Source organism: Arcobacter vandammei (assembly GCF_016106035.1).
Taxonomy (GTDB): Bacteria; Campylobacterota; Campylobacteria; order Campylobacterales; family Arcobacteraceae; genus Aliarcobacter; species Aliarcobacter vandammei.
Window position 1 is genome coordinate 83,769 of the sequence record NZ_JADKPZ010000002.1, and the last position, 26,157, is coordinate 109,925.

Annotated in this window: 22 protein-coding genes; 12 read left to right on the plus strand and 10 right to left on the minus strand. The window is 25.6% G+C overall.

Going from position 1 to position 26,157, the window contains the following annotated elements; translation table 11 throughout:
• Positions 1-8 precede the first annotated feature (8 nt).
• Both IQC44_RS01550 and IQC44_RS01555 read left to right on the plus strand, forming a co-directional pair.
• Positions 9-698 carry a response regulator transcription factor gene (locus IQC44_RS01550; RefSeq protein WP_198304439.1) on the plus strand — a complete coding sequence of 230 codons (690 nt, stop codon included), beginning with the start codon at positions 9-11 and terminating at the stop codon, positions 696-698.
• A gap of 22 nt (positions 699-720) precedes the next feature.
• Positions 721-912, plus strand: coding sequence for a hypothetical protein (locus IQC44_RS01555; RefSeq protein ID WP_198304440.1), 192 nt, complete (start codon positions 721-723; stop codon positions 910-912).
• 5 nt (positions 913-917) lie between these two features.
• On the opposite strand, the gene lgt is transcribed toward IQC44_RS01555, so the two are convergent.
• Complete coding sequence (lgt, locus tag IQC44_RS01560; protein WP_198304441.1) at positions 918-1,736, minus strand: prolipoprotein diacylglyceryl transferase; 819 nt, start codon at positions 1,734-1,736, stop codon at positions 918-920.
• Between the two features lies 1 nt (position 1,737).
• Positions 1,738-3,018 carry a (Fe-S)-binding protein gene (locus IQC44_RS01565; RefSeq protein WP_198304442.1) on the minus strand — a complete coding sequence of 427 codons (1,281 nt, stop codon included), beginning with the start codon at positions 3,016-3,018 and terminating at the stop codon, positions 1,738-1,740.
• 137 nt (positions 3,019-3,155) lie between these two features.
• Here IQC44_RS01565 and IQC44_RS01570 point away from each other — a divergent pair, with 137 nt between their 5' ends.
• Positions 3,156-3,710 carry a hypothetical protein gene (locus IQC44_RS01570; RefSeq protein WP_198304443.1) on the plus strand — a complete coding sequence of 185 codons (555 nt, stop codon included), beginning with the start codon at positions 3,156-3,158 and terminating at the stop codon, positions 3,708-3,710.
• Between the two features lie 2 nt (positions 3,711-3,712).
• Positions 3,713-5,911, plus strand: a complete 2,199-nt coding sequence (locus tag IQC44_RS01575; protein ID WP_198304444.1) for a tetratricopeptide repeat protein — start codon at positions 3,713-3,715, stop codon at positions 5,909-5,911.
• A gap of 16 nt (positions 5,912-5,927) precedes the next feature.
• Here the strand turns inward: IQC44_RS01575 and IQC44_RS01580 are convergent, their stop codons facing one another.
• Complete coding sequence (locus IQC44_RS01580) at positions 5,928-6,935, minus strand: hypothetical protein (protein ID WP_198304445.1); 1,008 nt, start codon at positions 6,933-6,935, stop codon at positions 5,928-5,930.
• A gap of 59 nt (positions 6,936-6,994) precedes the next feature.
• Between IQC44_RS01580 and IQC44_RS01585 the strand changes: the two genes are divergently transcribed.
• Together IQC44_RS01585 and IQC44_RS01590 are read left to right on the plus strand one after the other, a co-directional pair.
• Positions 6,995-8,062, plus strand: coding sequence for a GGDEF domain-containing protein (locus IQC44_RS01585; RefSeq protein ID WP_198304446.1), 1,068 nt, complete (start codon positions 6,995-6,997; stop codon positions 8,060-8,062).
• A gap of 21 nt (positions 8,063-8,083) precedes the next feature.
• The gene (locus IQC44_RS01590; protein WP_198304447.1) at positions 8,084-9,313 is read left to right on the plus strand and encodes a ComEC/Rec2 family competence protein; all 1,230 of its coding nucleotides are present in this window, start codon (positions 8,084-8,086) and stop codon (positions 9,311-9,313) included.
• 26 nt (positions 9,314-9,339) lie between these two features.
• On the opposite strand, the gene IQC44_RS01595 is transcribed toward IQC44_RS01590, so the two are convergent.
• The 7 genes from IQC44_RS01595 to ccsA form a co-directional block, all read right to left on the minus strand.
• Positions 9,340-10,455, minus strand: a complete 1,116-nt coding sequence (locus IQC44_RS01595) for a GGDEF domain-containing protein (protein WP_198304448.1) — start codon at positions 10,453-10,455, stop codon at positions 9,340-9,342.
• A 3-nt stretch (positions 10,456-10,458) separates the two neighbouring features.
• A complete protein-coding gene (locus tag IQC44_RS01600; RefSeq protein WP_198304449.1) occupies positions 10,459-10,902 on the minus strand; it encodes a GatB/YqeY domain-containing protein in 444 nt (147 codons plus the stop codon).
• Between the two features lie 36 nt (positions 10,903-10,938).
• Positions 10,939-12,888: a ribosomal protection-like ABC-F family protein gene (gene abc-f / locus IQC44_RS01605; RefSeq protein ID WP_198304450.1), complete on the minus strand. Its 1,950-nt coding sequence runs from the start codon at positions 12,886-12,888 to the stop codon at positions 10,939-10,941.
• A 75-nt stretch (positions 12,889-12,963) separates the two neighbouring features.
• Positions 12,964-16,113: a DUF748 domain-containing protein gene (locus tag IQC44_RS01610; RefSeq protein ID WP_198304451.1), complete on the minus strand. Its 3,150-nt coding sequence runs from the start codon at positions 16,111-16,113 to the stop codon at positions 12,964-12,966.
• Between the two features lie 67 nt (positions 16,114-16,180).
• Complete coding sequence (locus tag IQC44_RS01615) at positions 16,181-17,722, minus strand: EAL domain-containing protein (protein ID WP_257120154.1); 1,542 nt, start codon at positions 17,720-17,722, stop codon at positions 16,181-16,183.
• Between the two features lie 44 nt (positions 17,723-17,766).
• Positions 17,767-19,056 (minus strand): zinc-binding metallopeptidase family protein, encoded by a 1,290-nt coding sequence (locus tag IQC44_RS01620; protein ID WP_198304452.1) that lies wholly within the window; start codon positions 19,054-19,056, stop codon positions 17,767-17,769.
• 48 nt (positions 19,057-19,104) lie between these two features.
• Positions 19,105-21,864 carry a cytochrome c biogenesis protein CcsA gene (gene ccsA / locus IQC44_RS01625; RefSeq protein ID WP_198304453.1) on the minus strand — a complete coding sequence of 920 codons (2,760 nt, stop codon included), beginning with the start codon at positions 21,862-21,864 and terminating at the stop codon, positions 19,105-19,107.
• Between the two features lie 175 nt (positions 21,865-22,039).
• Here ccsA and IQC44_RS01630 point away from each other — a divergent pair, with 175 nt between their 5' ends.
• Genes IQC44_RS01630 through IQC44_RS01655 form a run of 6 tightly spaced genes read left to right on the plus strand, consistent with a single transcriptional unit; the run spans position 22,040 to position 26,140 of the window.
• Positions 22,040-22,795 (plus strand): TerB family tellurite resistance protein, encoded by a 756-nt coding sequence (locus IQC44_RS01630; RefSeq protein WP_198304454.1) that lies wholly within the window; start codon positions 22,040-22,042, stop codon positions 22,793-22,795.
• Between the two features lies 1 nt (position 22,796).
• On the plus strand, positions 22,797-23,033 hold the full coding sequence (locus tag IQC44_RS01635) for a (2Fe-2S)-binding protein (RefSeq protein WP_198304455.1): 237 nt from the start codon (positions 22,797-22,799) through the stop codon (positions 23,031-23,033).
• Complete coding sequence (locus IQC44_RS01640; protein WP_198304456.1) at positions 23,030-23,251, plus strand: hypothetical protein; 222 nt, start codon at positions 23,030-23,032, stop codon at positions 23,249-23,251. The genes IQC44_RS01635 and IQC44_RS01640 overlap by 4 nt, the downstream gene beginning before the upstream one ends.
• A gap of 20 nt (positions 23,252-23,271) precedes the next feature.
• A complete protein-coding gene (locus IQC44_RS01645) occupies positions 23,272-24,027 on the plus strand; it encodes an NAD+ synthase (protein ID WP_198304457.1) in 756 nt (251 codons plus the stop codon).
• Positions 24,028-24,035: 8 nt separating this feature from the next.
• Positions 24,036-25,175 (plus strand): DegT/DnrJ/EryC1/StrS family aminotransferase, encoded by a 1,140-nt coding sequence (locus IQC44_RS01650; RefSeq protein ID WP_198304458.1) that lies wholly within the window; start codon positions 24,036-24,038, stop codon positions 25,173-25,175.
• Between the two features lie 2 nt (positions 25,176-25,177).
• Positions 25,178-26,140: a tetraacyldisaccharide 4'-kinase gene (locus IQC44_RS01655; protein ID WP_198304459.1), complete on the plus strand. Its 963-nt coding sequence runs from the start codon at positions 25,178-25,180 to the stop codon at positions 26,138-26,140.
• Positions 26,141-26,157: the final 17 nt, after the last annotated feature.

Here is a 26,157-nt window from a genome sequence, read left to right on the forward strand (position 1 = left end):
AGTAAGTTATGCTAAAAGCAATAAAAAATATAAGAAAATTAAATAATACAAAACTGCTAGTTATAAGTAGTGATGAAGGTTATGAAAAAGAAGTAAATGGTGATTTTAAAGATTTTAAACAAGCTAAAACTTTAAAAGATGGTTTAGAAATGGCAGCTTCAAGCCAATATGATATAGTTGTATTGGATACTGATTTACAAGATGCTAGTTTTTATGAAGCATGTTCGGAAATTTCAGCTATTGCTCCAAATTTACCAAAAATTATTATTTCTGGAACTACAAAAGAAGAAGATATAGTAACATCTATAAATGTTGGTGCTTATACAGTTTTATCTAAACCTTTAAGAGGTCAAGATTTAAAATTAACAATTATGATGTGTTTAAATCAGACAAAAAGAGGGGATAAAATAGAGTTTGATCAAGGTATATATTTTGATGAGTATAGAGATCAATTTTTTAGAGCAGGTGGAGTTTTAATAGACTTTACAAGACTTGAAAAAGCTTTCTTAAAACTATTAATTGCTAAGAAAAATGAAGTAATTGATTATGATACAATTAAAGAGGTTGTTTGGAAAGGTAAAGATATGTCAATTTATACAATGAGAAATATTGTAAATAAAATTAGACAAAAAACATACTATGAGATTATAAAAAATCAATCAAACAGAGGTTATACAATAGATATTGTAAAAGGCTAAGATACCAAAGTAGGGGTAAATAATGGAAGAATTAGTAGTTACAAGGGAAGAGTTATTAAAACTTTTTGAAGATGAAGTTATAAAAGATACGGGGAAAGCTTGGACTATAGAAAATGTTCCTGTTGAAATTATAGCTTTACATGATGTTGAACCAAAGTTCTTGCAAGATATTTCAAAAGCTGAGTTTTATAAAATTAAGATTAAAAAAAGGTAGAGAAATTATATTTTCTCTACCTTTTTTACTTTATAAATATAGATTACTAAACAAAGTAATAAAATTCCAAAAGATTGTAAAATTCCCATAGTTAGCCAATCTCCTACTAAAAATCCAAGTTGAATATCTGGTTGCCTAAAGAATTCTGCAATAATTCTTGCTATTGCATAAAAAAATCCATACATTAAAGCTAATTGTCCATCAAATCTCTTTTTATTTCTAAAATAAACTAAGATTAAAAATACAAAAAGTCCTTCTAAAATTGCCTCATATAGTTGAGAAGGGTGTCTTAAAACTCCATCTACATAAATTGCCCAAGGAACATCAGTAACTCTTCCTATTAATTCTTGATTGAAGAAGTTTCCAATTCTTCCAAAAATATATGCAGCACTAACTCCAAGAACAGCAATATCAGTTATAAACCAGAAATTAATATTTTTTCTTTTACAAAATAGTAAACTAGCAATTATAAATCCAAGAAAAGCCCCGTGATAACTCATTCCTGAAATTCCTACATAAGTTCCATTTACATAAGGATTAAATATTTGCCAAGGGTTTGTTAAATAATACATAGTGTGAGTATCATAAAAAAGAATATAACCAATTCTAGCACCCAAAATCACACCAATTTCAGCCCACCAAATATATGAATCAAAAATATCATCAGTTATTTTAATATTGTCATATTTTATAAACCATTTTGCTATAAAAATGGCACTAAGAAGTGCCAAAGCATACATAATTCCATACCAGTGAACAGATATTTCTCCAAGCTTAAAAGCAACAGGATCAAAATGCGAATAGATGTTTTGCCAAAACTCCATATTAATCCTCTAAAGCTTCGGCTATTAGCTCAATTGGGTTTTTAAATACTACATCAACATCTGCATGGTATAAGCTATCTGTAATTTGCATTCTACAGGCACTACACTCAGCACTTACAATTTGTGCTTTTGTATCTCTTATCATGGCAGCTTTTGGAGCACCTGCAGCTCTTGCGAAATCAAATCTCTCTGTTTGCATAGTAACTCCACCAAATCCACAACATCTGTTTGAATCACTCATCTCTTTTAAAACATAGTTTTGTTTTAAAAGCTCTCTTGGTTCTTTCCAAATACCTTGCATTTTTTTAGCATGACATGGATCGTGATAAGTTACCATTTGATCAAATTTTTTTCCACTTTTTGCCAACATATCTTTTAAATCAGTATTGTTTTCAAGCCATTTTGTAGCCATAAAAATCTTGCTTGAAAGTTTTTTTGCTCTCTCTTTCCACTCTGGTTGATTGTGTAAATAGTGTTCCCAATCTTGATTAATCATAGCACTACAAGTTGCTTCTGGAATAATAACAGCATCTACACTATCTATCCAGCTTTCAAAATACTCTATATTTTTTTTAGTTAAATAATCAACAGTATCAAAAGCCCCTGTAAAATATGCAGGTGCTCCACAACAAAGTTGTTTTTTTGGAATAAAAATATCAAGTTCTAACTTCTTTAAAATTTTTACGAGACTATCTCCTGTTTTTGTATAAGTATAGTTACTCATACACCCTATAAATATGGCAACTCTTCCTTTTTTAACATCCTCTTTTGCTCTTATGTTTTCTGGATATTTATTTAAAAAACTTACACTATCAGCATAAGGTAAAGCTCTATTTTTCTTTACAATTGGAAGTGAAAATCGAGGAGTCGCACTTTTTTTCTCTGCATCAATTTTAATTCCACATGTTTGGAACATCCAACCTAGTTTTGACATAAAATCCATAATTTTTCTATGTCTTAAAAGGAAGAAAAATAGCCTTTTATACCAAGCAATTCCATATTTTTTTGCAATATCACTTCTTACTTGTTCGATTATCATATCTGTTGGTAAATCATTTGGGCAAACTTCAACACAGTTTGTACACAAAAAACATGATTCAAAAATCTCTTTAGCTGTCTTATCAAGCTCTAATTCATCTCTTTTGTATGCACCTAAAAGGTCTATAAAACCTCGCGGACTCGTAGCTTCATCTTGATTTATATTAAAAATTGTACAAACTGGTTTACACTTTCCACACTTAACACAATCATCAGATATTTTTGTATAGTCAAATTTTTCCATTCTTAAAAAAGCCTTATAAATTTTATAATAAAAGATTTAATATACAAAAAAATTAGTTAAAAGTTGTTAAATTGGCATTTTGTCCTATCTTAAAGCAAAAAAAGATAAAATTTAAAATCAATTAAAGAGAGGTTTTTATGTATCTATTTGGATTTGGTTCTTTGGTAAATATTAAAAGTGCTCAAAACTCATTTAAAAAAAGAGAGTTAAAAAGAGATGATTTAATAAGTGTAGAAATCAAAGGTTATAAAAGAGTTTGGAACTCGATTGAATCTATAAAATTTGATGATTTAGAGGTAAATGGTATATTTTTAAATATACAAAAAGATGAAAATTCAACTATTTTTGGTGTTATTATAAAAATAAGTGAAGATGAATTTGAAGTTTTGAAACAAAGAGAAAAAAATTATAGTTGTATTAAAATAAAAAAAGAGGATGTTTTAAACCTAGATTTAGATGATGATTTAGTGGCTTTTATGACTACAAATGAGGAAAAAATAGCAAAAATAGGGGATACAAATAGCTTTATTCCATCAAGATATATAGATATAGTAAAAGAAGGAGTAGAAAATTTTCCAAAAGAGTTTCAATCTAACTTTGAAAATATTTTAAAAGATTTTCCATTTCCTATAAAAACTGGAATTTATAATTTTAGTGACCCAATACAAAATCAAGCTTCAAAAAAAGATTAATAATGTCATATACAATAATTACTTCAAAATTAGCAAATAAAAAAAGAGAAAAAGTAGAAAATATCTCCATTTTTAAAGATGATAAATCTTTGCATATAACATACTGCGAAGGTGATGATTTAGATAAATTTGAAGATGATATAAACTCTATTTTAGGAAAAAATAGAAGTTTTCTATATGCATTAAATAAAAGATTTATTCCTTTTTTTATCTCTTTAGCTTCTGTTTTTGTGATACTTTTAGCATTTTTAACTATTTCTATTTATGAAGATTTCTTAAAAAAGATAGTACTAGAAATGCCTGTAACATTTGGCATAAAAGATTATATATCTTTTGGTTTTGTTCTTTTTTTATTTTTATCTTTACTTTTTATGCCAAAAATTTTAGATGCTTCTGGTAGTGAGTTTAAAAATCTTATTAGCTCTTGGTTTAATAAGGAGTTTAGAAAAATAGAAAGGTTACAACTTATCTACTCTAATTTTGATAAAAATTTAGAAATTAATCTATACAATTTTGACTTAGAAGATGAAAAACATTGGATTTGGAGTAGTTTTGTAAAAGTAATTTTAAATAATTTTACAAATATTAATTTTTATATTAGAAGCGACAAAATAGAAAATGTACAAAATCAACTAAAAAATTTGTATATTTCAGATATAAAAATTATTAGAAATACAATATTAAAAGATAATTTTGATGTAGAGATATTATTATCAAAAAAAGAGCAAATTTTTTACTCTTTACTTCAACTTTGCTCTACAAATATTATAAAAAATAGAAGTGAAAATATATTTATCTCATTGGAACTTTTTGAATATTGTGGAAATAATTTTATCTCATATCAAGATGAAAATAAACTAAGTTTTGGTTTTCAAAGCTTCATAAATAGAAGCTTTGAAGATTTTGGTTTTTTATCTCAAGAAAAATCTTTGCAAGTTTTTTTTACTAAAAATGTAAAATTCAAAGAGCTAAATTCTCAAAAAAAAGAGCTATCACAATACCTTAGAAATCATCTTGAAAATTGTATTTCAAAGTTTGAAAATCCAATTTCTTTGTTAATTTTATATTACTATGTAAAAGATTTAGTTTTAGATGAAAAAAGAGTTATAAAAATATTAGAAAAATTTATAAGTTCTATAAAAGAGAAGCAACAATATGAGTTAATAAATGATTATTGGTTTGATATAGCAGGTTTTATGTTTGATTCTTATGATATAAATAGTTTTGAGAATTCAACAAATTCATATTATAGAAAAATATCAATTGTGGCATTAAATGACTTGGCATTTTTATTTGAAAGAAATGGTTATTTTGAACAAGCTATTTTAATAAATCAATATTTGTATGAGATAAACCCAAATAAATATATCCTAAATATTGGCTCTTTATATGAAAGAATGGGAAAATTTAAAAAAGCTTATAACTCTTTGCCAAAAGAGTTAAATTTAGGAAAAAATAAAAAGCCATCTGATATAGAGATAAAATATTATCAAAGAAAATCAGCTTGGATAATTATTTCTCAAAGAGAAGAGAGCTTAAAAACTGAAGCAAAAGAGGCTTTAATAAATTTAGGAAAATTACTATTTTCTCATAATGAAGATAATGAACCATTGTGGTTGTGGCACTTTTATAATATCAAAGCAAACCTTTGTGAATGGGAAGAGAACTATGATGAAGCTATAATCTTTTATCAAAAATGTTTATCAATTCCAGCACTTGGTGCTTTTGAATATGGAGCAACTTTTGTTAATATGGCAATTTCTTATAGATTTAAATATATTTTAGAAGATAAAAAAGATGATGAAATAATAAATAAGGCTATAAAACTTGGAAATTTAGGTGTAATTTTAAAAGATTCCGTTGGAGATAGAGATGAAATGCCAGTTGTTTTACACAATTTTGCTTTACATATTTTGTATAAAATCTCAAAATCTTATGATGAAAAACTTTGCCTTCAAGTTTTAGAAGTTACAAATGAAGCTTTACAAATTTTAGAAGATACAAAATCTATAAAAAGATTAGGAATGGTTTTAATAGAGAATTATATTGCAAAAAGTTTATTAAAATTCGAAACCAAAGATATAGTTAGTAAGCTTGAAAAAAATATTAATAATTTTACTAAAAGTGAATTAGAACAGATAAAAACAGTTTATCAAGAGTTCAAAAAAGAGCAAAAAATAGAGGAAATCTCTTTTTTATAAGTAGCTTTTTATAAAGCTACTTTAGTTGAGATTTTGCTTTTATCTTATTTTGTAAATTCAAATTTGTTCTGTTTATTCCGTAATCAATTAAATTTTTATGTTTTATTTCCATCTTAAAATCTTTTATTGCAAAATATAGTTTATTTGCAATTTCAAGTTCATCTCTTGCTTCAAAAATAAGACCTAAATTATAAGCAACTTCATAACTTTTGCCATTTAACTCAATATCTAAACTCTCTAAAATACTAAAAGCTATATCAAACTGGCTCTTTTCCAAATATGAAACAGCCGTTTTAAATCTCTCATTTTGCTCTTTTGTATAGTTTTTATAATCTTTTAATTCATCAATTATCTCAACATTAAAATATATATAATTTGGTGAAATATCATTTACAAAATCTTTTGCAATCTCAAAAGCAATTTGAGAATTTACTCTAAAACTATCACTTCTTGAGTTTAAATGGCTAGGAAAAATTGGAGAATATGAAAAATATCTATCATAACAAACATTATCACTTGAAGATTTATCATAAGTTTTTGAGAAAATAATATTATTAGTATTAGGATTTACAAGGTTTAAAGCTGTTGTTACATTATAATATTTTGTTTCACAAGGAATATATCTAATTTCATATTGTAAGCATTGTTTTGTTTTTGCTTTCTCATCATATCTAAAATATCTACATCTTGAAAAATCTATCTCTTCATGATAATAAACATTATAACTTGCACTGGAGTTTAGTACTTCCCCATTTATAATAGCATCAACTCCAATAGTGTTATTTTGAATAGTAAAAACATTTTTATCATCTATAATTTTATTTGATAAAGCATTTGCTATACTTGTTGTTTGATTTACATTGTCATTTTTTATATTAGATATTGCTACAATATTTACCTTTTGTGAAGATATTTTTGATGGCTCTAAGGCTTGAATTGTAATTTTAGGTGTACAAGCACTTATAAATATAGATACAAATATATAAGAAAAGAATAAAAATAATCTTTTAAAAATGTTTTTCATAGTAATCCTTTTGAAAATATTATATAATATTTGTATAAAAATAATTTTAAAGGTCTGTATTGAATTTACTAACTAGAATGAATCAAAAATTTGGAATAGGGCTTATCTTAATTGTTATAATTTCTGTCCATATTTTTATTATTTTCGCCAACTCCTTTGTTATTAAATATGCTATTTATTCTATTGAAGATGATGCAACACTACTAAATAGAAGTGGAATGATAAGAGGTGGAGTTCAAAGAATTGTAAAACTAGAACTAGATAATCAAGATACTGCAAAGGATAGAGAAATTATAGATAATATTTTTAATGAATTTTTAGTTGAAGACAAATATAAACTTGTTGGTTCTTCAATGTTTAGTTTTATTATTAAATTAGAACTTTTAAAGATAGAATGGGATAATTTAAAAAATATTATAGATAAATATGAAGTTACAAAAAGTGAAGAAAATAAGAAAAGTCTAATAAAACAAAGTGAGGTTTTTTGGAAATATTCAGAAGATACTCTATTTATTTTATCTGAAATTTCTACAAAAAAAACATATATTTTAAATACAACATTTTTTATTTTTATAGTAGATTTTTTTCTCCTTATTTTTGTTATTTTTCTAATAAATGCAAAAATAAGAAGAAAACTTGAAATTCTATCAAGAATTGACCCTTTAACAAAAACTTTCAATAGAAATGTGTTTAACGAAACTATGGATTATGAAATAGAGTTAAACAAAAGATATGAAAATAATTTAGGTTTTATTTTACTTGATATAGATCTTTTTAAAATTATAAATGATACTTTTGGTCATGATAAAGGTGATTTTGTATTAAAAAATCTCGCTTCACTTTTAAAAAATAGTATAAGAAAAAATGACAAACTATTTAGAGTAGGTGGAGAAGAGTTTGTTATTGTTGCAAAAAATATAAAAAATATGAATGAACTTGAAAATTTTGCAAATAAATTAAGAGTTGAAGTTGAAAACTTTGATTTTGGTCTAAAACAAAAAGTTACAATAAGCCTTGGAGCAACAACTTTAGTTCCTAATGATGAAAAAGAAAATGTATTTAAACGAGCAGATGAAGCCTTGTATAAATCAAAAGAAAATGGAAGAAATCGAGTAACAATTTTCTAAAAAAAGTATATAATAATCTTTATGATTATTAATACTTTAAAAAATAGTGAATTTAAAACCATACTTTTATTAATTTTTTTAATTTTTGTAAATCTTTCTATTGAATATAGTAGATTTATGGATTTTAAAAATAGTGATATTTTTGAACTTAAAGCAGAAGTAATAAATATCTACAAAAAAGATGATTTTGATATTATAAAGTTAAAAACTTCAAATTTTGAATTCTTCTCTAAAGTAGGAAAAAATGAGAACTTAAAGAAATTAGATTTGATTTATTGTGCTATTGATAGCAGAAAAATCGATTTTATCTCTTATTTAAGAGGTTTTTATACTCATATTTTATATTTTGAGAAATTAGAAAAACCCATTGGTTTTAAAGAAAATATCATAAAAAATGTAGAAGAGAATCATAAAGATGAGCTTGTAATTGAACTTTTTAATGCTCTTTTTTTAGCAGTTGCTGTTTCTAGCGAATTAAGAGATATTATTACAGCATATGGAATTGCCCATGTTGTAGCACTTTCTGGCTTTCATTTGGTGGTTTTGTCCTTTGTGATATATTGGATTTTATATTTTCCATACTCATATTTTCACCAAAAATATTTTCCATATAGAAACAAAAGATTTGATATTATGATTATAATAACTTTTATTTTATTCTACTATTTGCTTTTAACAGATATTGTACCTTCTTTACTAAGGGCTTTTGTTCTTTTTTGCTTAGGTATTTTTTTATTAAGAAGCAATATAAAAATAATTTCTTATATGACTCTTTTTTATACATTTTTGATAGTTATTGCACTTTCCCCACAATATATTTTCTCAATTGGATTTTGGTTCTCTATTTTTGCAGTTTTTTATATCTATTTATTTTTACAATATTTTCAAAACTATAATAAATGGTTTTTATATATCTTTTTTAATATATGGATGTTTTTAATATTTAATCCTATTGTTCACTATTTTTTTGCCCAAACAGCTTTGGAACAGTTTTATTCAATACCAATTACAATATTTTTTAATATATTTTACCCTGCTGAGATTTTTGCACATCTTTTTAATTTATCTAGTTATTTTGATAATTATTTAAATATATTTTTAAATCATAAAATTGATATTTATATGATAAAAACACCATTTTGGCTATTTTTCTTATATATTATTTTCTCTTTTTTGTCAGTTTTTAATAAAATTGCTTTTATTATCTTAAATTTTTTAATGTTAGCTTTTAATTTTTATCTATATTTTTAAAACTATTGGAAAAATTTCCAATAGCTTTAAAATTCCATTCCATTTTCTAAAATAATTTTATTTCTTCCAGAATTTTTTGCTTCATAAAGTAGTTTATCTGCCTTAGAAATAGCATCATCATAACTTGCATAAGTACTTCTAATTGTAACACCAGCCGAGAAAGTAACTTTTAAATGCTTATCTTTGTAAACAAAGCTATTTTCAGTAACTATTGATTTTATTCTTTTTAAAAAAAGTAAAAGCTCTTTTGTCTCTTTAAAATGTACAATTGCAACAAACTCTTCTCCACCATATCTTCCAACAATGTCCAAATCCCTAATACTTTTATTTAAAATTTTCCCAAAAGTAGAAAGAACAACATCTCCGCCTTCGTGTCCAAAAGTATCATTTATCTTTTTGAAATGATCAATATCAAAGAAAATAACAGCATATTGAGTACCCATTCTAGTAAATGAGCTATCTATTCTTTTTAGCTCTTCAAAAAAGGTTTTTCTTGTTAAAAGACCAGTTAAATGATCTCTCATACTCTCATTTTTTGTTTTATTTAGTTCATCTTCAAGACTTTTTATCTTATCTTCAAGTTCTTGAACTTTTGTTTTTCCTGATTGAAGTTTATTTGAAACACTATTCATCTCCTCTTCTATTGATGAAGCAGCATTTATAAGTTCTGTTTGGATTTTTGCAAGAGTATCCAAATTTGAATTATCTATATCAATTGATTTTAATTTCTCTTTTATATTTAATACATTTTTTGAGCCATTTCCACTACTTGAAATTGCTTCATTTAAAAACTCTTCCATTATCAAAACAAGTTTTGAAATATCTGAAGTCTTTTCAATAATTACTTTTTTATCTTTCTCAAATCTTTGAGCGATAAATTGTTCGATTTTTTCTTGAATATTTTTATCAAAAATCAAATCTTCATTTTTCTCAATAGATAAGAATAGTTCTTCAAGCTCTTTATTCTCATCTTGACTAATCGAAGGAATCAAAGATTGTTTTAAAATATTTACTAAAACCTTAACATTTTTTGCTGGAATTCTTTTTAGTAAAAGAGAGATTAATCCCTCATTTGAGTCTATATTATTTTTTTCAACTTCTAATTTTTCTAATTCACAAAGCTTATTAAAGAATTCTTTCATTTTTTATCCTAAAAGTTTTTTTACCATTTCATTTATTCTTTTTCCATCAGCAACACCAGCAAATTTCTTTGAAGCTGCCCCCATAACTTTACCCATATCTTTTAAATTAGTAGCTCCTGTTTGGCTAATTACCTCTTTCATTCCAGCTTCTAGTTCATTATCACTTAACTGTTTTGGTAAATATAACATAAATACATCTACTTGGCTTTGCTCTTTTTCTACTAAATCATTTCTATTTGCAGCACTATATTGAGCTATTGCCTCTTCTCTTTGTTTTATACCTTTTTGAATAAGTTTTACTACTTCAGCATCATCTAAAACTCTTCTTTCATCAACCTCAATTTGTTTTATCATAGTATTAATTGCTCTTATGGAGTCTCTTTTTACTACCTCTTTATCTCTCATTGCTTGTTTTAAATCTTCATTTAATTTCTCTTTTAAACTCATGTTTTATACTCCTTTTTTAAATTTTATTATACTTTTTTAAGAGTTAAAACTCTCAATTTTCTCTTCAAGTTCTAAAAATTTCTCAACTTTCTCTTCATAAATTGCTTTTACCTCTTCAAGCTCATTTGAAAGGGCAACAATTCCTATTTTTTCATAGCATTTTGGATCTGCCAAACAAGAGTTTAACTCTTCTATTTTCTCTTCCAATTTTTCTAACTCTTGTGGTAAACTATCATATTCTCTTTGGTCTTTATATGATAATTTCGTCTGTTTTTTAGGAGTATTTTCTATTTTTGGAGTGTTTTTCTCTTTTTCTATTTCAAACTCCAAAGAGTCAAGCTCTTTTAACTCTTTTTCTATTTGTAAATACTCGCTATATGGCTGAAAACTCTCAATAATATTTCCATTTCCTGTAAATACATATAGTTTTTTTGCAATTTTATCTACAAAATATCTATCGTGAGATACGAAAATCAAAGCTCCTTGAAAGTTTTGTAAATACTCTTCTAAAATATTTATTGTAGGAATATCTAAATCATTTGTAGGCTCATCAAGTATCATACAATCAACTCTTTTTGTAAAAAGTAGGGCAAGAGCAACACGATTTTTTTCTCCACCACTTAAAACTCCAACTTTTTTATCCAAATACTCTTTTGGAAACAAAAAGTTTTTCAAATATCCATAAACATGCAGGTTTCTTCCATCATCAAGGACAACTCTATCTCCACCATTTGGACAAAAAATCTCCATAATAGTTTTATTATCATCAAGCATTTCTCGCTGTTGGTCAAAATATCCTATGTTAAAATCTCCTTTTTTGAAGCTTCCACTATCGATTTTTAGTTTTTCCATAAAGATTTTTAGAAGTGTTGATTTTCCACTTCCATTTGGTCCAACAATGGCAATTGTATCTTTTTGCAAAATTCTTGCTGTAAAGTCCTTGATTAGCTCTTTATCTCCCAAAGATTTATAAATATTATCAAGCTCATAAAGCATTTTTTTTCTATTTTGTTGTTTCTCATCGCTATTAAAACTTTTTTGCTCTCTTTGAAGCTCTAAGCTCATTTTTCTTATAGCTGCTGGATTTGATTTTGCTTTTTGTTTTAAGTCAAAATATTCTGCTTTTCTTCTTTCATTTCTTTTTCGCCTAGCAGTTACTCCGTGTTGCATCCAGTGGGCTTCTTGCTTTACAAGTCGCAAGAGATTTTCGTGTTCTTTTTGCATATTTGATAGTATTTGTGCTTTTTGCTCCAAATATGAAGAGTAGCCACCACTAAATTTTCTTAACTCCCCACCATCAACTTCTACAACATTTGTCGCAATATTATCTATAAAATATCTATCGTGAGAGATGAAAAGTAGGGTGAAGTTGTTTTTCAAAAGTAGCTCTTCCAAAAACTCAACCATATAAACATCAAGGTGGTTTGTAGGCTCATCAAGAAGTAAAACATCAGGTTTTTTCAAAATTAATCCAGCTAAACTAACTCGTCTTTGCTCTCCACCACTTAAGAGATTTACATCTTTATTTTCATACTGTTTTAGCTGAAATTCAACTAAAACTCTCTCTATCATATTTTCTAAATCCCAAGCATTGTGAAAGTCTAAAAATGAGGCTAAATCACTTTGTTTTCGCAAGAGTTCTTCATTTTCATACTCAGTTATTAGTCTATTTGTGATTTCTTCGTACTTTGTTTTTGCAGCTTTAAGCTCTACAAGTTGATTTTCAATAGCATCTCTTACAGATAAATTTACTTCAAATTTTGGTTGCTGGTCTAGCATCTCTATTTTTATACTTCTATCAATAGCCATTTCACCGCTATCAGGTTCTACACTTTTCATAATTATTTTAAAAAGTGTAGATTTCCCTTGTCCATTTTGTCCAATAACTGCAACTCTTTGCCCACTTTGTAAAGTAAAGTTTGCATCTTTTAAAATAACTTTTATATCATATTGCTTAGAAATGTTTTGTAAATCAATTAGTGCCATAGTAAAATACCTTTAATTTTTAGAGCATAGATTTTATCTAAAAAAGGGTTAAATAGCACAAAAGGATTAAATAAACTAAATTTGTTCTATACTTAAATCAATATTTTGGCTAGATTTTTTTAGATTATTATCTATAATTATCTGCTTTTGATTTATATTTTTCTCTTTTATTAAATACTCCTTGATATTTTCAGCTCTTTGTATTGCAAACTTTTCTTTCTCCTCTTTTTCATTAAAAGATGGTGTTAATTTTATAGCAATCTCTTCTTTTTTACTTAAAATTAGAGCAATTTTGTCTAAAGTCTCTTTTTGAATAGGAGTTATCTCGCTCTCTTTTAAATCAAAATTTACACTTTTTATCTCATCTTCACTAAAATTAAATAAGCTTCCAATAAGTGAAAATGGAGAAGTTATCGCTTTTGTAATTAAATTTACAAAGGCTTTCCATACAATAGAAGCAACAGAAAATTGCGGATCATCAACATTTCCAGATATAGGAAGATTTATATCTATCACATTTGAACTATCTTCTAGTAAAGTAATAGCTAAATCAAGCGGTAAAGACATTGCATCTGGACTATCTATTTTTTCACCTAACTCTAGTTTTTTGATAATAATACTATTTTTAGCTTTTAAATTTGAATCACTAATATTATAATTTAAATCCAGCTCTAATTTTCCATCTTTTATTGCTCTACCAACAAATTTTGCTGTATAAGGTGTGAAATTTTTCATAGCTATATTTTGGAATTTCATATTTATATCCGTTAAAATTTTTAAACTATTTGGATTTACAATTCCTGTTATTTTTGCTACTCCATATTCATCTACAACACCTTTTATTTCTAGTTTTGAAGTACTTTCATCTTTATTCTTAATTTCAGAAATTTGACCATTTAATTTAGAAATTGTTGTTTTAAAAGGAATTGCCAAATTTTTATCTTCAAAATCAAGAGTAAGATTTTTTATATCAACTGGTCCTAAATTTAATCTAAATTTCTTCTCGTTTTGACTTTCATTCTCTTTTATTATAGTAGTTTCATTTTGTGTTAAACTATTATTTTCTTTACTATCTTCAACTTTTATAGTTTCATTTTTTGGTAGAAGAATAGATATATGAGGATTTACTAAGTCTGTTTTTTCTATTCTAAAAAAATTATCTTTGCTAATTAACTTTTTTAAAGATAAATCAATATTTTTTACACTTATATTTGTTTGACTATTTAAAATATTAAGATTTGGTTGTATAAGTTTTACAGAAGCCAAAGAAATATTATTTTTATTTAATTTAAAATTATTTATATCCAAAGATATATTTTTTGCATCAATTTTTAAATCATTTTTTACATCAAATAAATCTACTGTAGGTTTTGTTAATTTTAAACTTCCTAAAGTTATATTACTATCTTTTGTAATTAAAAAATCTTTAGATGCTAAATTTATATCTTTTGCATTTAAAGAGATTTGGTTTTTTAAATCTTCAAAATGGAGTTTTGTATTTTTTAGATTTATAGCTTTTAAATTTAAATTATTTTTGCTATCAAATAAAAAGTTATTTGAATTTAAATCAATATTTGAAACATCTATTTTTAGACTATTTATTGAATCAATAAAATTTAAATTTTGATTTTTTAAAGCTATATTTTTGAAATTTATACCATTTTTATCATCAATTAGAAAACCATTTGTACTCAAAAGTAAAGTAGGGCTTTTTATTTTTAGTTTATTTATATTATCCACAAAATTTAAATCTTGAAGTTTTAAAATATTTTCACTAAAAGAGATATTTTTTGAGATTTCAAGATTTTTCATAGAAGTTTCTAATTTTTTTGAGTTAATATCAAGATTTAAACTATTTTCTTTAAAACTTACACCATCTTTTATAAGATTTACACTTCCAATTTTTACATCACCATTTATTACACTTAAATTTTCTAAATTTATATTTGTGTTATTTGATTTTATATCCAATTTATTTTGTTTATCTAAATAAGCAATATTTGAAGCCTTTAGATTTGCATCTTTTAAATATACACTAGAATCTACTATTTTTAATTCACTTGAATTTAAAACCAAAGATTTTACATCTGTTTGGCTATTTAATGAAATATTATTAAAATTATAATTTGCTGTTAAAAATATATTTTTGAAGTTTATATTCCAAGGTTTTGATTTGGAATCTTCAACTTTTTCATCTTCATTACTAGCTTCTATATTAACTAAATTAGCAAAATTAACTCCATTTTTATCCATAAGCATATTTACATTTAAATCTTTTATATCTGTATCATAAAAATCAATTTTTTGCTCTTTTAAGTCAAAGGCAAATTTTTTTATATCAAGCTTATTTAAACTAGCAATATTTTTATTATTTTGGATTAAATTAAGATTATTTATTTCTAATTCATCGCTATTTAAATCCAATAAAACTTCTTTTGTTGTATCAAGATTATAATTTAATGAAAGATTTATATTTGCTTCAGGATTTACAGAAAAGTTAAAAAAATTTTTATCAAATTCTAGGAAATCTTTTACTCTTAAATCTTTTATATCTATATTTCCATAAGCTTTAAAAGGATTTATATTGAAAGCACCTTTTATATTTACCTCAGTATTTTTATTTATTAGAAAGTTCAAGTTATTTGAAGATAAGAAGTTTTTATAAGTTCCTAAATCGTAAATTGTATAGTTTATATCTTTTAAATTTAAATTGTATGGTTCTTTATTTACTAGACTTGTAAAATTAAAATTTGTGTTTTTTAAATCAATTTTTGCTATTAAAAAGGCTAGATTCTCTTTAGAAATTTCTTCTTGTTTATTTGTTTCTTCCTTAGTTTCATCTATATTTTCTTTTAAAATATTCATTAAATTTATACTAGAATCTTCTTTTTGTAAAATATTTACAAATAATTCATCAAGCAAAATATACTCAATTCTAAAGTGCTTTTGGTCAAGAGATTTTAATATTCCTAGCTGAATTTGAAGCTCTTTTGCTTTTACTAAATCTTCATTTTCAAGAGATGTTAGTTTAAAATTATGAACTTTTAAATCAAAAGTGAGTGGATTAAACTCTATTTTTTCTATATTCGATTTTGCATTTAAATTTTCATCAATATTTTTTATGATTTGTTCTTTTAAAATATTTGGAATTAAGAAAAATCCAAACAAGATATAAAAAACAAATAAAGATATAAAAGTGTAAAATATTTTTTTAAGAGTTCCCATAATAAGCCTTTCTTTGATGATTTAAATTATAACATTTTAAAATTAAAATCATAAAAAAACTTATAAATTATTTGAAATTTGGCTCAGCTATTGGTGGACTAAAGTAATAACCTTGAGAATAATCAGCACCTAAGTTTTTTACAATATTAAAAATCTCTTCATTCTCAACATATTCAGCTATTGTTTTTAGATTTAAACTTTTTGCAAATTCTATAATTGTTTTTGTAATTTTATAAGAGTTTTCATCTTTTACTATATTTTTTATAATTGAAGCATCAATTTTAAGATAATCCGCATTCATTTTTAATATATGTTCAAAGTTTGAATATCCACTTCCGAAATCATCAATTGCAACTTTACAGCCAAGATTTTTTATCTCATCTATAAAAGAGATTATTGTTGAATAATTTTTTATATTTTCATCTTCTAAAATTTCAAAAATTACTTTATCATTTACTCCATATTTTAAAAGCATCTCTTTTATAAAGTCCAAGAAATCCTCTTTTTCTATATCATCATAAGAGATATTTACAGAAAATTCATAATGTAAAGTTGAAAACTTTTTAAATGCTTTTTCAATTACAACTTTTGTCAATTTTGTATATTGATTTGATTTTTTTGAAACTTCAAGAAAGAAAAATGGAGCAATTACCTTACCATCATCTTCTATCATTCTCACTAAACATTCATATTTATGAACTTCTCCTGTTTTATTATCTATTAGAGGTTGATAAAAAACTTCTATACTATCCTTTAAAAAGGCATTTTTAAGTTTTCTTGTCCAAAGCATATTGTTTTCATATTCTTGGAATTTATCAAGTTCATCATAGAAAATTTCATAGCTTTTATTGTTATTTTTTGCACTTTGCAATGCAATATCTGCTGTTATTAGCTTATTATTTTTGTTTGAGAAAGATAAACCAGCTCTTAAATTTACATCAATTTCATAGTTCTCAAAATAAAAAATTGTATCATCAATATTTTTTAAAATTATTTCTACAAGATTTATTAAATCATTTTTTTCATAGTTCATATTTATAATACAATAGTTATCTGTTGGAAATTTATAAAATCTAATATCTTTTAAATCTTTTAAATAATCATTTATTTGGTTTGCTACAGAAATCAAGATTTTATCCCCAGCTTTATGTCCATAAAAATCATTTATCTCTTTAAAAGAGTTGATATTTAGTAGAACTATTGATTCTGGTGAAATATTGTCATTTTGTAAAGAGTCTATTAATTTTGCTCTATTTGGAAGTTTTGTAAGATTATCTGTAAAAAGAAGTTTATTTAACTCCTTTTTATGCTCTATTTCATGGCTAATATCGTGAAAAATAAGTATAAAAAGGTTATTTTCTTGCTTTATATTTTGTATTTTAAAAGATTTATCATCTATATAAAACTCTTGATTATCACAATATTCTAAATCCAAATTTATAGAAATATCGCCTAAACTCTTATTTTTAAGCTCATCAGAAGATTGTATATCAAACATCTTTAGAAAATAGTTATTTGCAAATACTATATTTTCATTTTCAATAAAAATAATAGGACACTTTATAGTTTTTAATACTAAATCTGAAATATTATTAAATTTATTATCCACCTAAAGCCCTTTACTTATAATATAAATTTATATCTAAAAGAATATTAATTTATGCTATTTGATATTTTTTTAACCACTTCAAAAACATTTTCTATTGATTTTTTATATACAAACTCTTTTTTTGAGTGAGGAAATTTAATTGTTGGTCCAATAGAGGCTATTTTTAAAGTTGGGAATTTTTCTTTGAATATTGCACACTCTAGCCCTGCATGAATTGCTCTTAAAGATGCATTTTCATTTGTTTGTTTATAAATATCTAAAACAGTATTTGTAAAATCATTTATATCTGGACTCCAAGCTGGATATTTTCCACAAGTCTCTACACTAAAACCATAGTTTTCTAACTCTTTTTTTGTACTCTTTTTTAACTCTTTTAGATTGAAATTATTCATAGATCTAGCACTAAATTCAACTGTTATATTATCTATATTTGTTTTTATTATTGCTAGATTTATAGAATCTTGAACAACATTTAAATCTTTATTTTGGCTTCTTACACCATTTTCAAAGTTGTATAAAAAATCAAGTAATCTATCATCATAAATAGAAAAATGTTCACTTTGTGTATTTATTTTTTCTATCTTCATATTTTCGTGAGTTGGTTTTGGTCTATTTTTTGTGGCAATTATTGCTTTTATATTTGCTGGAATTGAGTTTATTCTTTCTCCACCATTTATATCAAGAATTTTCCCTTCACACTCTTTTATACTTTTGATTATAAGTTTTATAGCATTTGGAATATTTTTATCAATATCAACTCCACTATGTCCACCAGCTAAATTTGAAATACTTAGTTCATAAAGCTCTAAATTTTCCTTATTTGGAACTATTTTTTTATCTTTAAAAACTGCCTTTATATCAACTCCACCTGCACAACCTATGCAAATCTCACCTTCTTCTTCACTATCAAGATTTAGCATAAAAGAGGCATTTATAGGAAGATTTAGAGCATTTGCCCCAATAAGTCCTATCTCTTCATCACTTGTAAATAAAAATTCACCATCAAAGTTTTCATACATCAAAGCTATCATATATGAGCAACCAATGCCATTATCAGCACCCAAAGTTGAGTTTTGTGCTTTTAAAATCTCATCTTCTTCAATAAGATGTGGTACACAATTTTCACTTAAACAGACAATATCATAGTGCGATTGGAAGACTATTTTTGCATTTGAATTTGCTTTTTTGCATAAGATATTGTTTGTTTCATCAATTAGACATAAATATCCAAGTTTTTTGGATAAATTTTGTATATAAGTTATAAATTCTTTGTGATTTCCACTACATCTTTGTAGTTTTGTAAGCTCTTTGAATATTTCTAAAACTGTTGGCATTTTATTTTCCTTTAGGAACTGGGAATTTATTCCCAGCTTTTGCAAGGACTAAAGTCCTTGCTCTGTATTTTTTAAATCTCTATTTCTATATGCTAAAACTATTGCTAGTATTGCAGTTGTAACAGTTACATAAGCCCAAGTTGGAATTGGAACAGGATCACCTGTTGCATATGAGTGCATTCCAGATAGATAGAAGTTTACTCCCAAATATGTCATCATAATAGAACTAAATCCTAGAAGTGAAGCAGTTGCTAATACATAAGGAGTATTTAGAATTTTTACAAATCTAAGGTGAAGAACTATTGCATAAACAACGATTGATACATAAGCCCAAGTCTCTTTTGGATCCCAACCCCAATATCTTCCCCAAGACTCATTTGCCCAAACTCCACCAAGGAAGTTTCCTATTGTAATACATGCCAAACCAATGATTAAAGAGATCTCATTTATAGCACCAATATGTTTGATAATATCATCTAAGTGAGGTCTATTTTTTCTAAAAATAAACATAATTAATGTTAAGAAACCTAGAATTGCACTAAGTCCAAAGAAGCCATAAGAAGCTGTTAGAATAGATACATGAATAGTTAGCCAGTAAGATTTTAAAACAGGAACTAAATTTGTAATTTGTGGATCAACATCTGTTAAGTGAGCTGTAAACATAAAAATTCCAGCAATAATTGTAGCAGCTCCTAAAGCTAGTAAAGAGTTTCTAAAGAAGATAACTCCAGCAAAAACAGCAGACCAAGAGATATAAATCAAAGTTTCATAAATATCACTCCATGGTGCATGACCTGAAAGATACCATCTATATCCCATTCCAAATGTTTGTATAGCAAAAAGTATAGCTAAAATAGTAAACACAGTTTTTGTAGTTTTTTCTGCTTTGAAAGTTGGTTTAAATATCACAACCAACGCTAAAATAACCATTATAAAGCCTAGAAGAACATAAGCTAAAGTAAGATTAAAGAAAATATCTAAATTATTAAAAATTATCTCTGCATTTATTTTTTCTTTACTAGGTTTGATATTTGTTCCAACTTTATCTTGATATAAAGATGTCATATCAATAAAATTGTTTGCTGCTTCCCAATTATGTTCTGCTAAAGAAGACATTAAACCTCTTACAACACTTTGAATTGCTGACTGATTTTGTCCAGTAAAGTTTTGCATAGCATCAAGAGGTGAGTACCATTTGAAGTTATCATCTGCACTTCCTTGATCATATACTTTTGGAAAAATATTTAATAAAGCACCATTAAATACTGAATAAATAATATTTAATTTCTCATCAGTTTTAATAAGGTCTTTTTCATAAGTTCCTCGTTCAATTGGCTTAGTTTGAAGAGCTTTTTCAGTTTCAGTAGCTAAAAGATATTCACCTTTATTATTAAAAGCTTCAGAAAACGATATATAATTTTCTTCTACTGGAATATTTAAGAATTTTTTTAATTTTGGAGTTTGGATTTTGATAATTTTTACATCTTTCCAAATATCTGGATTTGATAACATCCCTAAAACAAGTTGATTTGCATTCATACCTAAAAATGACGAACGACCACTTAATTTTTGGATAATTTCTCTATTTAAAGTTGCAAGTGGTTTCATTCTTCCACCATTACTTTGTACTATTAAATGTCCAAATTTATCAGCAGTAACTTTAGATTCATCTTTTAATTTATTTAAATAATCAACAATTTGTTCAACTTTATCTACTTGTTTTTCATCGCTTTTTTGCTCATTTGCACTTAAATTTGTATTTGAAAATAGTGCAAAGGCTAAAATAAACATAGCTAAATTTTTGCCACTTACATATTTTGTAAGTTTTCTAAATCTTGATTTTTTATCAAAAAAGTTTAGAAATAGACCAAGAGCTAGTAAAAAATAACCTAGATATGTTGGCCATTTTCCAGGGTCATTATTTACAGATAATACCGTTCCTGTTTCATCTGGAAAATATGAGCTTTGGAAAAATAGATAGTTTCCTTCACTTAAAGTTCTATTCATAAAAATCCTATAATCATAAGTTTTATCATCTTTTATAACTGTAATTTCAGAAGCATATGATGATGGACTCATAGATCCAGGGTATCTATCTAGTTGAAATTCATTTAATCTAATAGCAAAAGGAAGATCCATATATCTTGAACCATACTCTAAAACAATAGTATATCTATCAAATTTAAGTTCTCTTGGAACTCCTATTTGCCCTCTAAGCCCAGGAAGTCTTACCTCTTCTTTTTTATCATTAAATGTAGCTTCAACAGTTAAAAGACCCATAGATGCACTATCTTTTTTTGCAAACATAAAATCTTTATAAGAGATAGTTAAAATATTATTATCAAAAGTACTTGTATATGAAAAATTATTTAATGAAGATAATAAAGATGTAAACTCTTCTTGATGCTCTTCGTGTACAATAATCTCATCACCATCTTTAACTGTAATTTGTAAATAAGGCTCTAATGAAATCATCTTATTTGTAGTTGTACCTTCTGGAATTTGCATAATTCCCTCATAACCAATATATCTAGTTATTATTGAACCAATTAAAATTACAACAAATGCAAAATGAAAAAGAAATCTTGGAAGATTTTTCCACATTTTAAATCTATATATAATTCCAATAAGATTTATTGCAGTAAGAACCATTACAACTTCATACCAAATATTGTTATATACCAAAACTCTGGCACTTGATGTACCAAAATCATTTTCTATAAAAGTAGCAACACCAGCTCCTGCAGCCAAAAAAGCCAATAAAACGAGTGTTGTTTTAAAAGAGAACAAAATATTTTTAAAATTCAAAATAGTCCTTTTTAGTTTAGTTTTTCGCGAAATTCTATTATTTAGAAATTAATGTTTCGTTAATAGAAGCTATTATAGTATTATTTTAACTAAAAAAGGAAATCTTAATTTTTTACTCTCAGTATAGATTTGATAAAATCAAATCAAATAAAATTTAAACAAAAGGTTATAAAAAATGGAATTTTTTGTATTAACAATTGTAGTTATTATTTTATATTTTATTGCAAAAAACTACAAAACAGAAGAGTTTAAAAATATAAATTTAAAAAGAAAAGAGTTTTTTAGAGGAGATATTTTAAATCACGAAGCAGGGCTTTTAATAGCACTTTTAGCAAAAGTTGCAAAGGCTGATGGAAGGGTTGGAGAGCTTGAAGCAGAACTTATAAAACACACTTTCACAGATATTTCTAGCCATTTTGAAAATAGTGATGAAGTAAGAGGTCGATTAAAAGAGCTTTATAATAATGAAAAAGATAACTTCTCAAATTTATTAATTATTTGTGAAAGATTATACTCTTTAACAAGAAATGATTATGAAATAAGAATTAAATATCTTGAGTATATTTTAAATCTTGCATTTATAGATGGTGATTTTTCAAAACAAGAGCAAGAGATAACTGAAGATATAGCAAAAGCCTTAAAAATAGATTCAAAAGACTATTTCTCAATAATAGAAAAATTAGAAAATTTCCATAAAAATATAAAAGAGCAAGAAGTGTTTAGTCTTGAAAAAGCTTATACTATTTTAAATGCAGAACAAAATGATGATGACAATACGATAAAGAAAAAATATAGAGAGCTTGTAAAACAAAATCACCCTGATATTATCGCTGGAAAAGGTGGAACACAAAGTAAAATAGATGAAGCTACAAAAAAACTTCAAGAGCTAAATGAAGCTTATGAAATTATTAAAAAAAGTAGGGGAATATAAGATGGCTAGGAACTTTCATCACTCATATATAGTTTGTGAATGTAAACAAGTAAGTTTAGGCGAGATTATATTTGCAATAAAAGAAAAAGGGGCAAAAACTTTACAAGATTTAGCAACTTTAACAGATGCAGGAAGTTCTTGTGGATGTTGTAGAAGTGCAAAAGATGATATAGGTGAGAAAAAAATGGAGCTATATTTGGATGAAATTTTAAGAAAATTTGAAAAAGAAGAGAAATGATAGATATAAAACAAGAGTTAATAGAAGAGATAAAAGAGCTACTTAAAATCTCAACAGATGAAAAAATTGATATAAACCCAAACTACCTAAACTATTTTGATGAAGATGAGCTAAAAGATATTGTTTTTAGGCTAATTGATAAAAAAGTTGAACAAAAAAATGGAAACTCTACTTATTTAGATGAGATTTATCAAAAAACAAAGAAAGATGATATATAATCTTAAATTAGGATTTAAAAATGATTGACTGGATAAAAATTAAGCAAAAATTAATTGATTTTTTAAAAGATGAAGTAGAAAAGACAGGGCATAAAAATGTTGTTCTTGGACTTTCTGGTGGGCTTGATTCAGCTATTGTTGCAGTTTTATGTAAAGAGGCTTTTCCAAATAATTTGCATTGTGTTTTAATGCCATCTCAATTTTCATCAAAAGCTTCAGTTGATGATGCTTTAAAGCTTTGTGAAAAATTTGATATAAAGCACGAAATTATTTCAATTGAACCTATGTTAAATGCTTATATAGACAATATAAAAAATGATAATCTAAGAGTTGGCAATTTATCTTCAAGGCTTAGAATGACAGTTTTATTTGATATTAGTGCTAAAAATAGGGCTTTAGTTGTTGGAACTTCAAATAAAAGTGAACTACTTTTAGGATATGGAACTATTTTTGGTGATTTAGCCTGTGCTTTAAATCCAATTGGAAATCTATATAAAAGTGATTTATTTGATTTTGCTAGATTTTTAGGTGTAAATAGTGAGATTATAGATAAAAAACCTAGTGCTGATTTATGGGAAGGTCAAAGTGATGAAGCAGATTTAGGTTATAGCTACAAAGAGTTAGATACTCTTTTAAAAGCTATGATAGATGAGAAAAAAAGCAAAGAAACACTATTGGAAATTGGCTTTGATGAAGAGTTTATTAATACAATTTCAAGAAGAGTTGAAATAAATAAGTTTAAAAGAGAATTACCAAAGATAGCAAAAATTAATTAAGGATAAAAATGAGTAAAAATATAGCAATTTATAAAGCAACTTTAGATAGTGAAGAGTTAAATCAAATTAGATCAGTACTTGAAGCAAAAAATGATTTATCAAAAGTTTTAGAATTTGAAGAGCTTATAAATAAATATATTGGCTGTAAATACTCTATAGCAACTGCAACATCAACTGCTGCACTTCATTTGGCACTTAGCTCTATGAAACTTAAAAGAGGCGATAAAATTTTAATGAGTGTAAACTCTTTTGTAAATCTTCCTGAAACTGTAAGACATTTTGATGCAGAACCTATTTTTGTAGATATTAGCCTTGAAGATATGAATTTAGATATTGTAAAATTTGAAGAAACAATAATAGCAAATAAATCAAAAAAACTAAGAGCTGCAATTATTACCTTTATTGGAGGTCTTGCACCTGATTTAGATAAAATTTATGAAATTGCTAAAAAACATAATATCTTAATAATAGAGGATTGTAGAGCTGCTTTAGGAACTACTTATAAAGGAAAAAAAGTAGGAAATTTAAAAGCAGATATGACAATTTTCTCTACAAATCCATCTCCTTCAAAATATGCAATAAGTCGTTCTGGAGTTTTAGTTACAAATAATGAAGAGTTAGCAAAAAGAGCAAAATTATTAAGAACTCATGCAATTACAACAGCTTATGATAATTACGGAAACTTAGATTATGTTTATGATGTTGATGATATTGGTCATAAATTTGATTTATCAGAGCTTGATGCTGCTTATGCAATTGCACAGCTTAAAAAAACAGACTCTTTTATAAAAAGAAGACAAGAAATTGCAAAGATTTATGAAGAAAAATTAAAAGATGTAAAACATATTACAATTTTACCTCACAAAAGTGAACATATATACACTCAATTTATTATAAAAATTTCAAGAAATAGAGATGCCTTTGCTAGAGCTTTAAAAGAAAAAGGTGTATCTACAGCCCTAAACTATATTCCACTTCATCTTTTATCTTATTATAAATCAAAATATTCTATAAAAATAACAGCATTTCCAAATGCTTTAAATAACTACCAGCAAATTTTATCTTTGCCTATTTATGCTAGTTTATCAGATGAAGATGTAAATTATATTTGTAATACAGTAGTTGAAGTTGCAAAAGAGTGGATATAAGCTTGAAAGAAAAGCTTATTTTTTGGATTGAAGATTATCTCTTCTTTCCAAACTCTTTTCAAAAAATCATCTCCTTTTTATTTCTTCCTTTTACTCTTATTTATATGTTTATTGTCTTGCTAAAAAGAGCATCAACTTCAAAAATAGATTTTGAAATTCCTATTATCTCTATTGGAAATATTGTTGTTGGTGGAAGTGGGAAAACTCCTATTGCTATTGCACTAGCAAAAAAATATGATGATGCTTGTGTTATTTTAAGAGGATATGGAAGAGAATCAAAAGGGCTTTTTGTAGTTTCCAATAAAGGCGATATAAAAGTAGATGTAAAAACAAGTGGCGATGAAGCTATGGTTTTGGCACTATCTTTAAAAAATGCAACTGTAATTGTAAGTGAAAATAGAGCAAAAGCAATAGAAAAAGCAAAAGAGTTAAATTGTAAAATAATCTTTCTTGATGATGGGTTTTCAAAATATAGTATAAAAAAGTTTGATATTTTACTAAGAGCAAAAAAAGAGCCAACAAATGATTTTTGCCTTCCAAGTGGAGCTTATAGAGAGCCAAAAAGTTTTTATGCACTTTGTGATTTGGAGTTAAAAGAGGGTAGAGATTTTAAAAGAGTTGTAACAATCAAAAAAGTTGAATTAGATAAAGAATCAATACTACCAGAAAAAACTCTTCTTTTAACAGCTATTTCAAAACCAAAAAGATTGCTTGAATTTGTACCAAAAAATGTGAAACTTTTAGCATTTGCTGATCATCACAACTTCACAAAACAAGAGCTTAATGAGATTTTAGAGAAATACAAAGATTATGCTATTTTAACGACTCTAAAGGATTATGTGAAACTAAAAGATTTTAATATAAAAGATTTATATCTAATGGATTTGGATATAAAGTTTAATGATAATTTAGATTTAAGTAGCTTGGAAAATTATATATCTGAGTTTAAAGAGTTTAAAAAGTAGCAAAATATTTTATAATT

Excerpts from the sequence above, each read along its gene's own strand:
- IQC44_RS01635 (WP_198304455.1), top strand. The coding sequence starts at position 22,797 with ATGGCTAGGAACTTTCATCACTCATATATAGTTTGTGAATGTAAACAA.
- IQC44_RS01640 (WP_198304456.1), top strand. The coding sequence starts at position 23,030 with ATGATAGATATAAAACAAGAGTTAATAGAAGAGATAAAAGAGCTACTT.
- IQC44_RS01550 (WP_198304439.1), top strand. The coding sequence starts at position 9 with ATGCTAAAAGCAATAAAAAATATAAGAAAATTAAATAATACAAAACTG.
- IQC44_RS01620 (WP_198304452.1), bottom strand. The coding sequence starts at position 19,056 with ATGCCAACAGTTTTAGAAATATTCAAAGAGCTTACAAAACTACAAAGA.
- IQC44_RS01595 (WP_198304448.1), bottom strand. The coding sequence starts at position 10,455 with ATGAAAGAATTCTTTAATAAGCTTTGTGAATTAGAAAAATTAGAAGTT.
- IQC44_RS01575 (WP_198304444.1), top strand. The coding sequence starts at position 3,713 with ATGTCATATACAATAATTACTTCAAAATTAGCAAATAAAAAAAGAGAA.
- IQC44_RS01600 (WP_198304449.1), bottom strand. The coding sequence starts at position 10,902 with ATGAGTTTAAAAGAGAAATTAAATGAAGATTTAAAACAAGCAATGAGA.
- IQC44_RS01645 (WP_198304457.1), top strand. The coding sequence starts at position 23,272 with ATGATTGACTGGATAAAAATTAAGCAAAAATTAATTGATTTTTTAAAA.
- IQC44_RS01630 (WP_198304454.1), top strand. The coding sequence starts at position 22,040 with ATGGAATTTTTTGTATTAACAATTGTAGTTATTATTTTATATTTTATT.
- lgt (WP_198304441.1), bottom strand. The coding sequence starts at position 1,736 with ATGGAGTTTTGGCAAAACATCTATTCGCATTTTGATCCTGTTGCTTTT.
- abc-f (WP_198304450.1), bottom strand. The coding sequence starts at position 12,888 with ATGGCACTAATTGATTTACAAAACATTTCTAAGCAATATGATATAAAA.
- IQC44_RS01580 (WP_198304445.1), bottom strand. The coding sequence starts at position 6,935 with ATGAAAAACATTTTTAAAAGATTATTTTTATTCTTTTCTTATATATTT.
- IQC44_RS01555 (WP_198304440.1), top strand. The coding sequence starts at position 721 with ATGGAAGAATTAGTAGTTACAAGGGAAGAGTTATTAAAACTTTTTGAA.
- IQC44_RS01650 (WP_198304458.1), top strand. The coding sequence starts at position 24,036 with ATGAGTAAAAATATAGCAATTTATAAAGCAACTTTAGATAGTGAAGAG.
- IQC44_RS01590 (WP_198304447.1), top strand. The coding sequence starts at position 8,084 with ATGATTATTAATACTTTAAAAAATAGTGAATTTAAAACCATACTTTTA.
- IQC44_RS01565 (WP_198304442.1), bottom strand. The coding sequence starts at position 3,018 with ATGGAAAAATTTGACTATACAAAAATATCTGATGATTGTGTTAAGTGT.
- IQC44_RS01570 (WP_198304443.1), top strand. The coding sequence starts at position 3,156 with ATGTATCTATTTGGATTTGGTTCTTTGGTAAATATTAAAAGTGCTCAA.
- IQC44_RS01610 (WP_198304451.1), bottom strand. The coding sequence starts at position 16,113 with ATGGGAACTCTTAAAAAAATATTTTACACTTTTATATCTTTATTTGTT.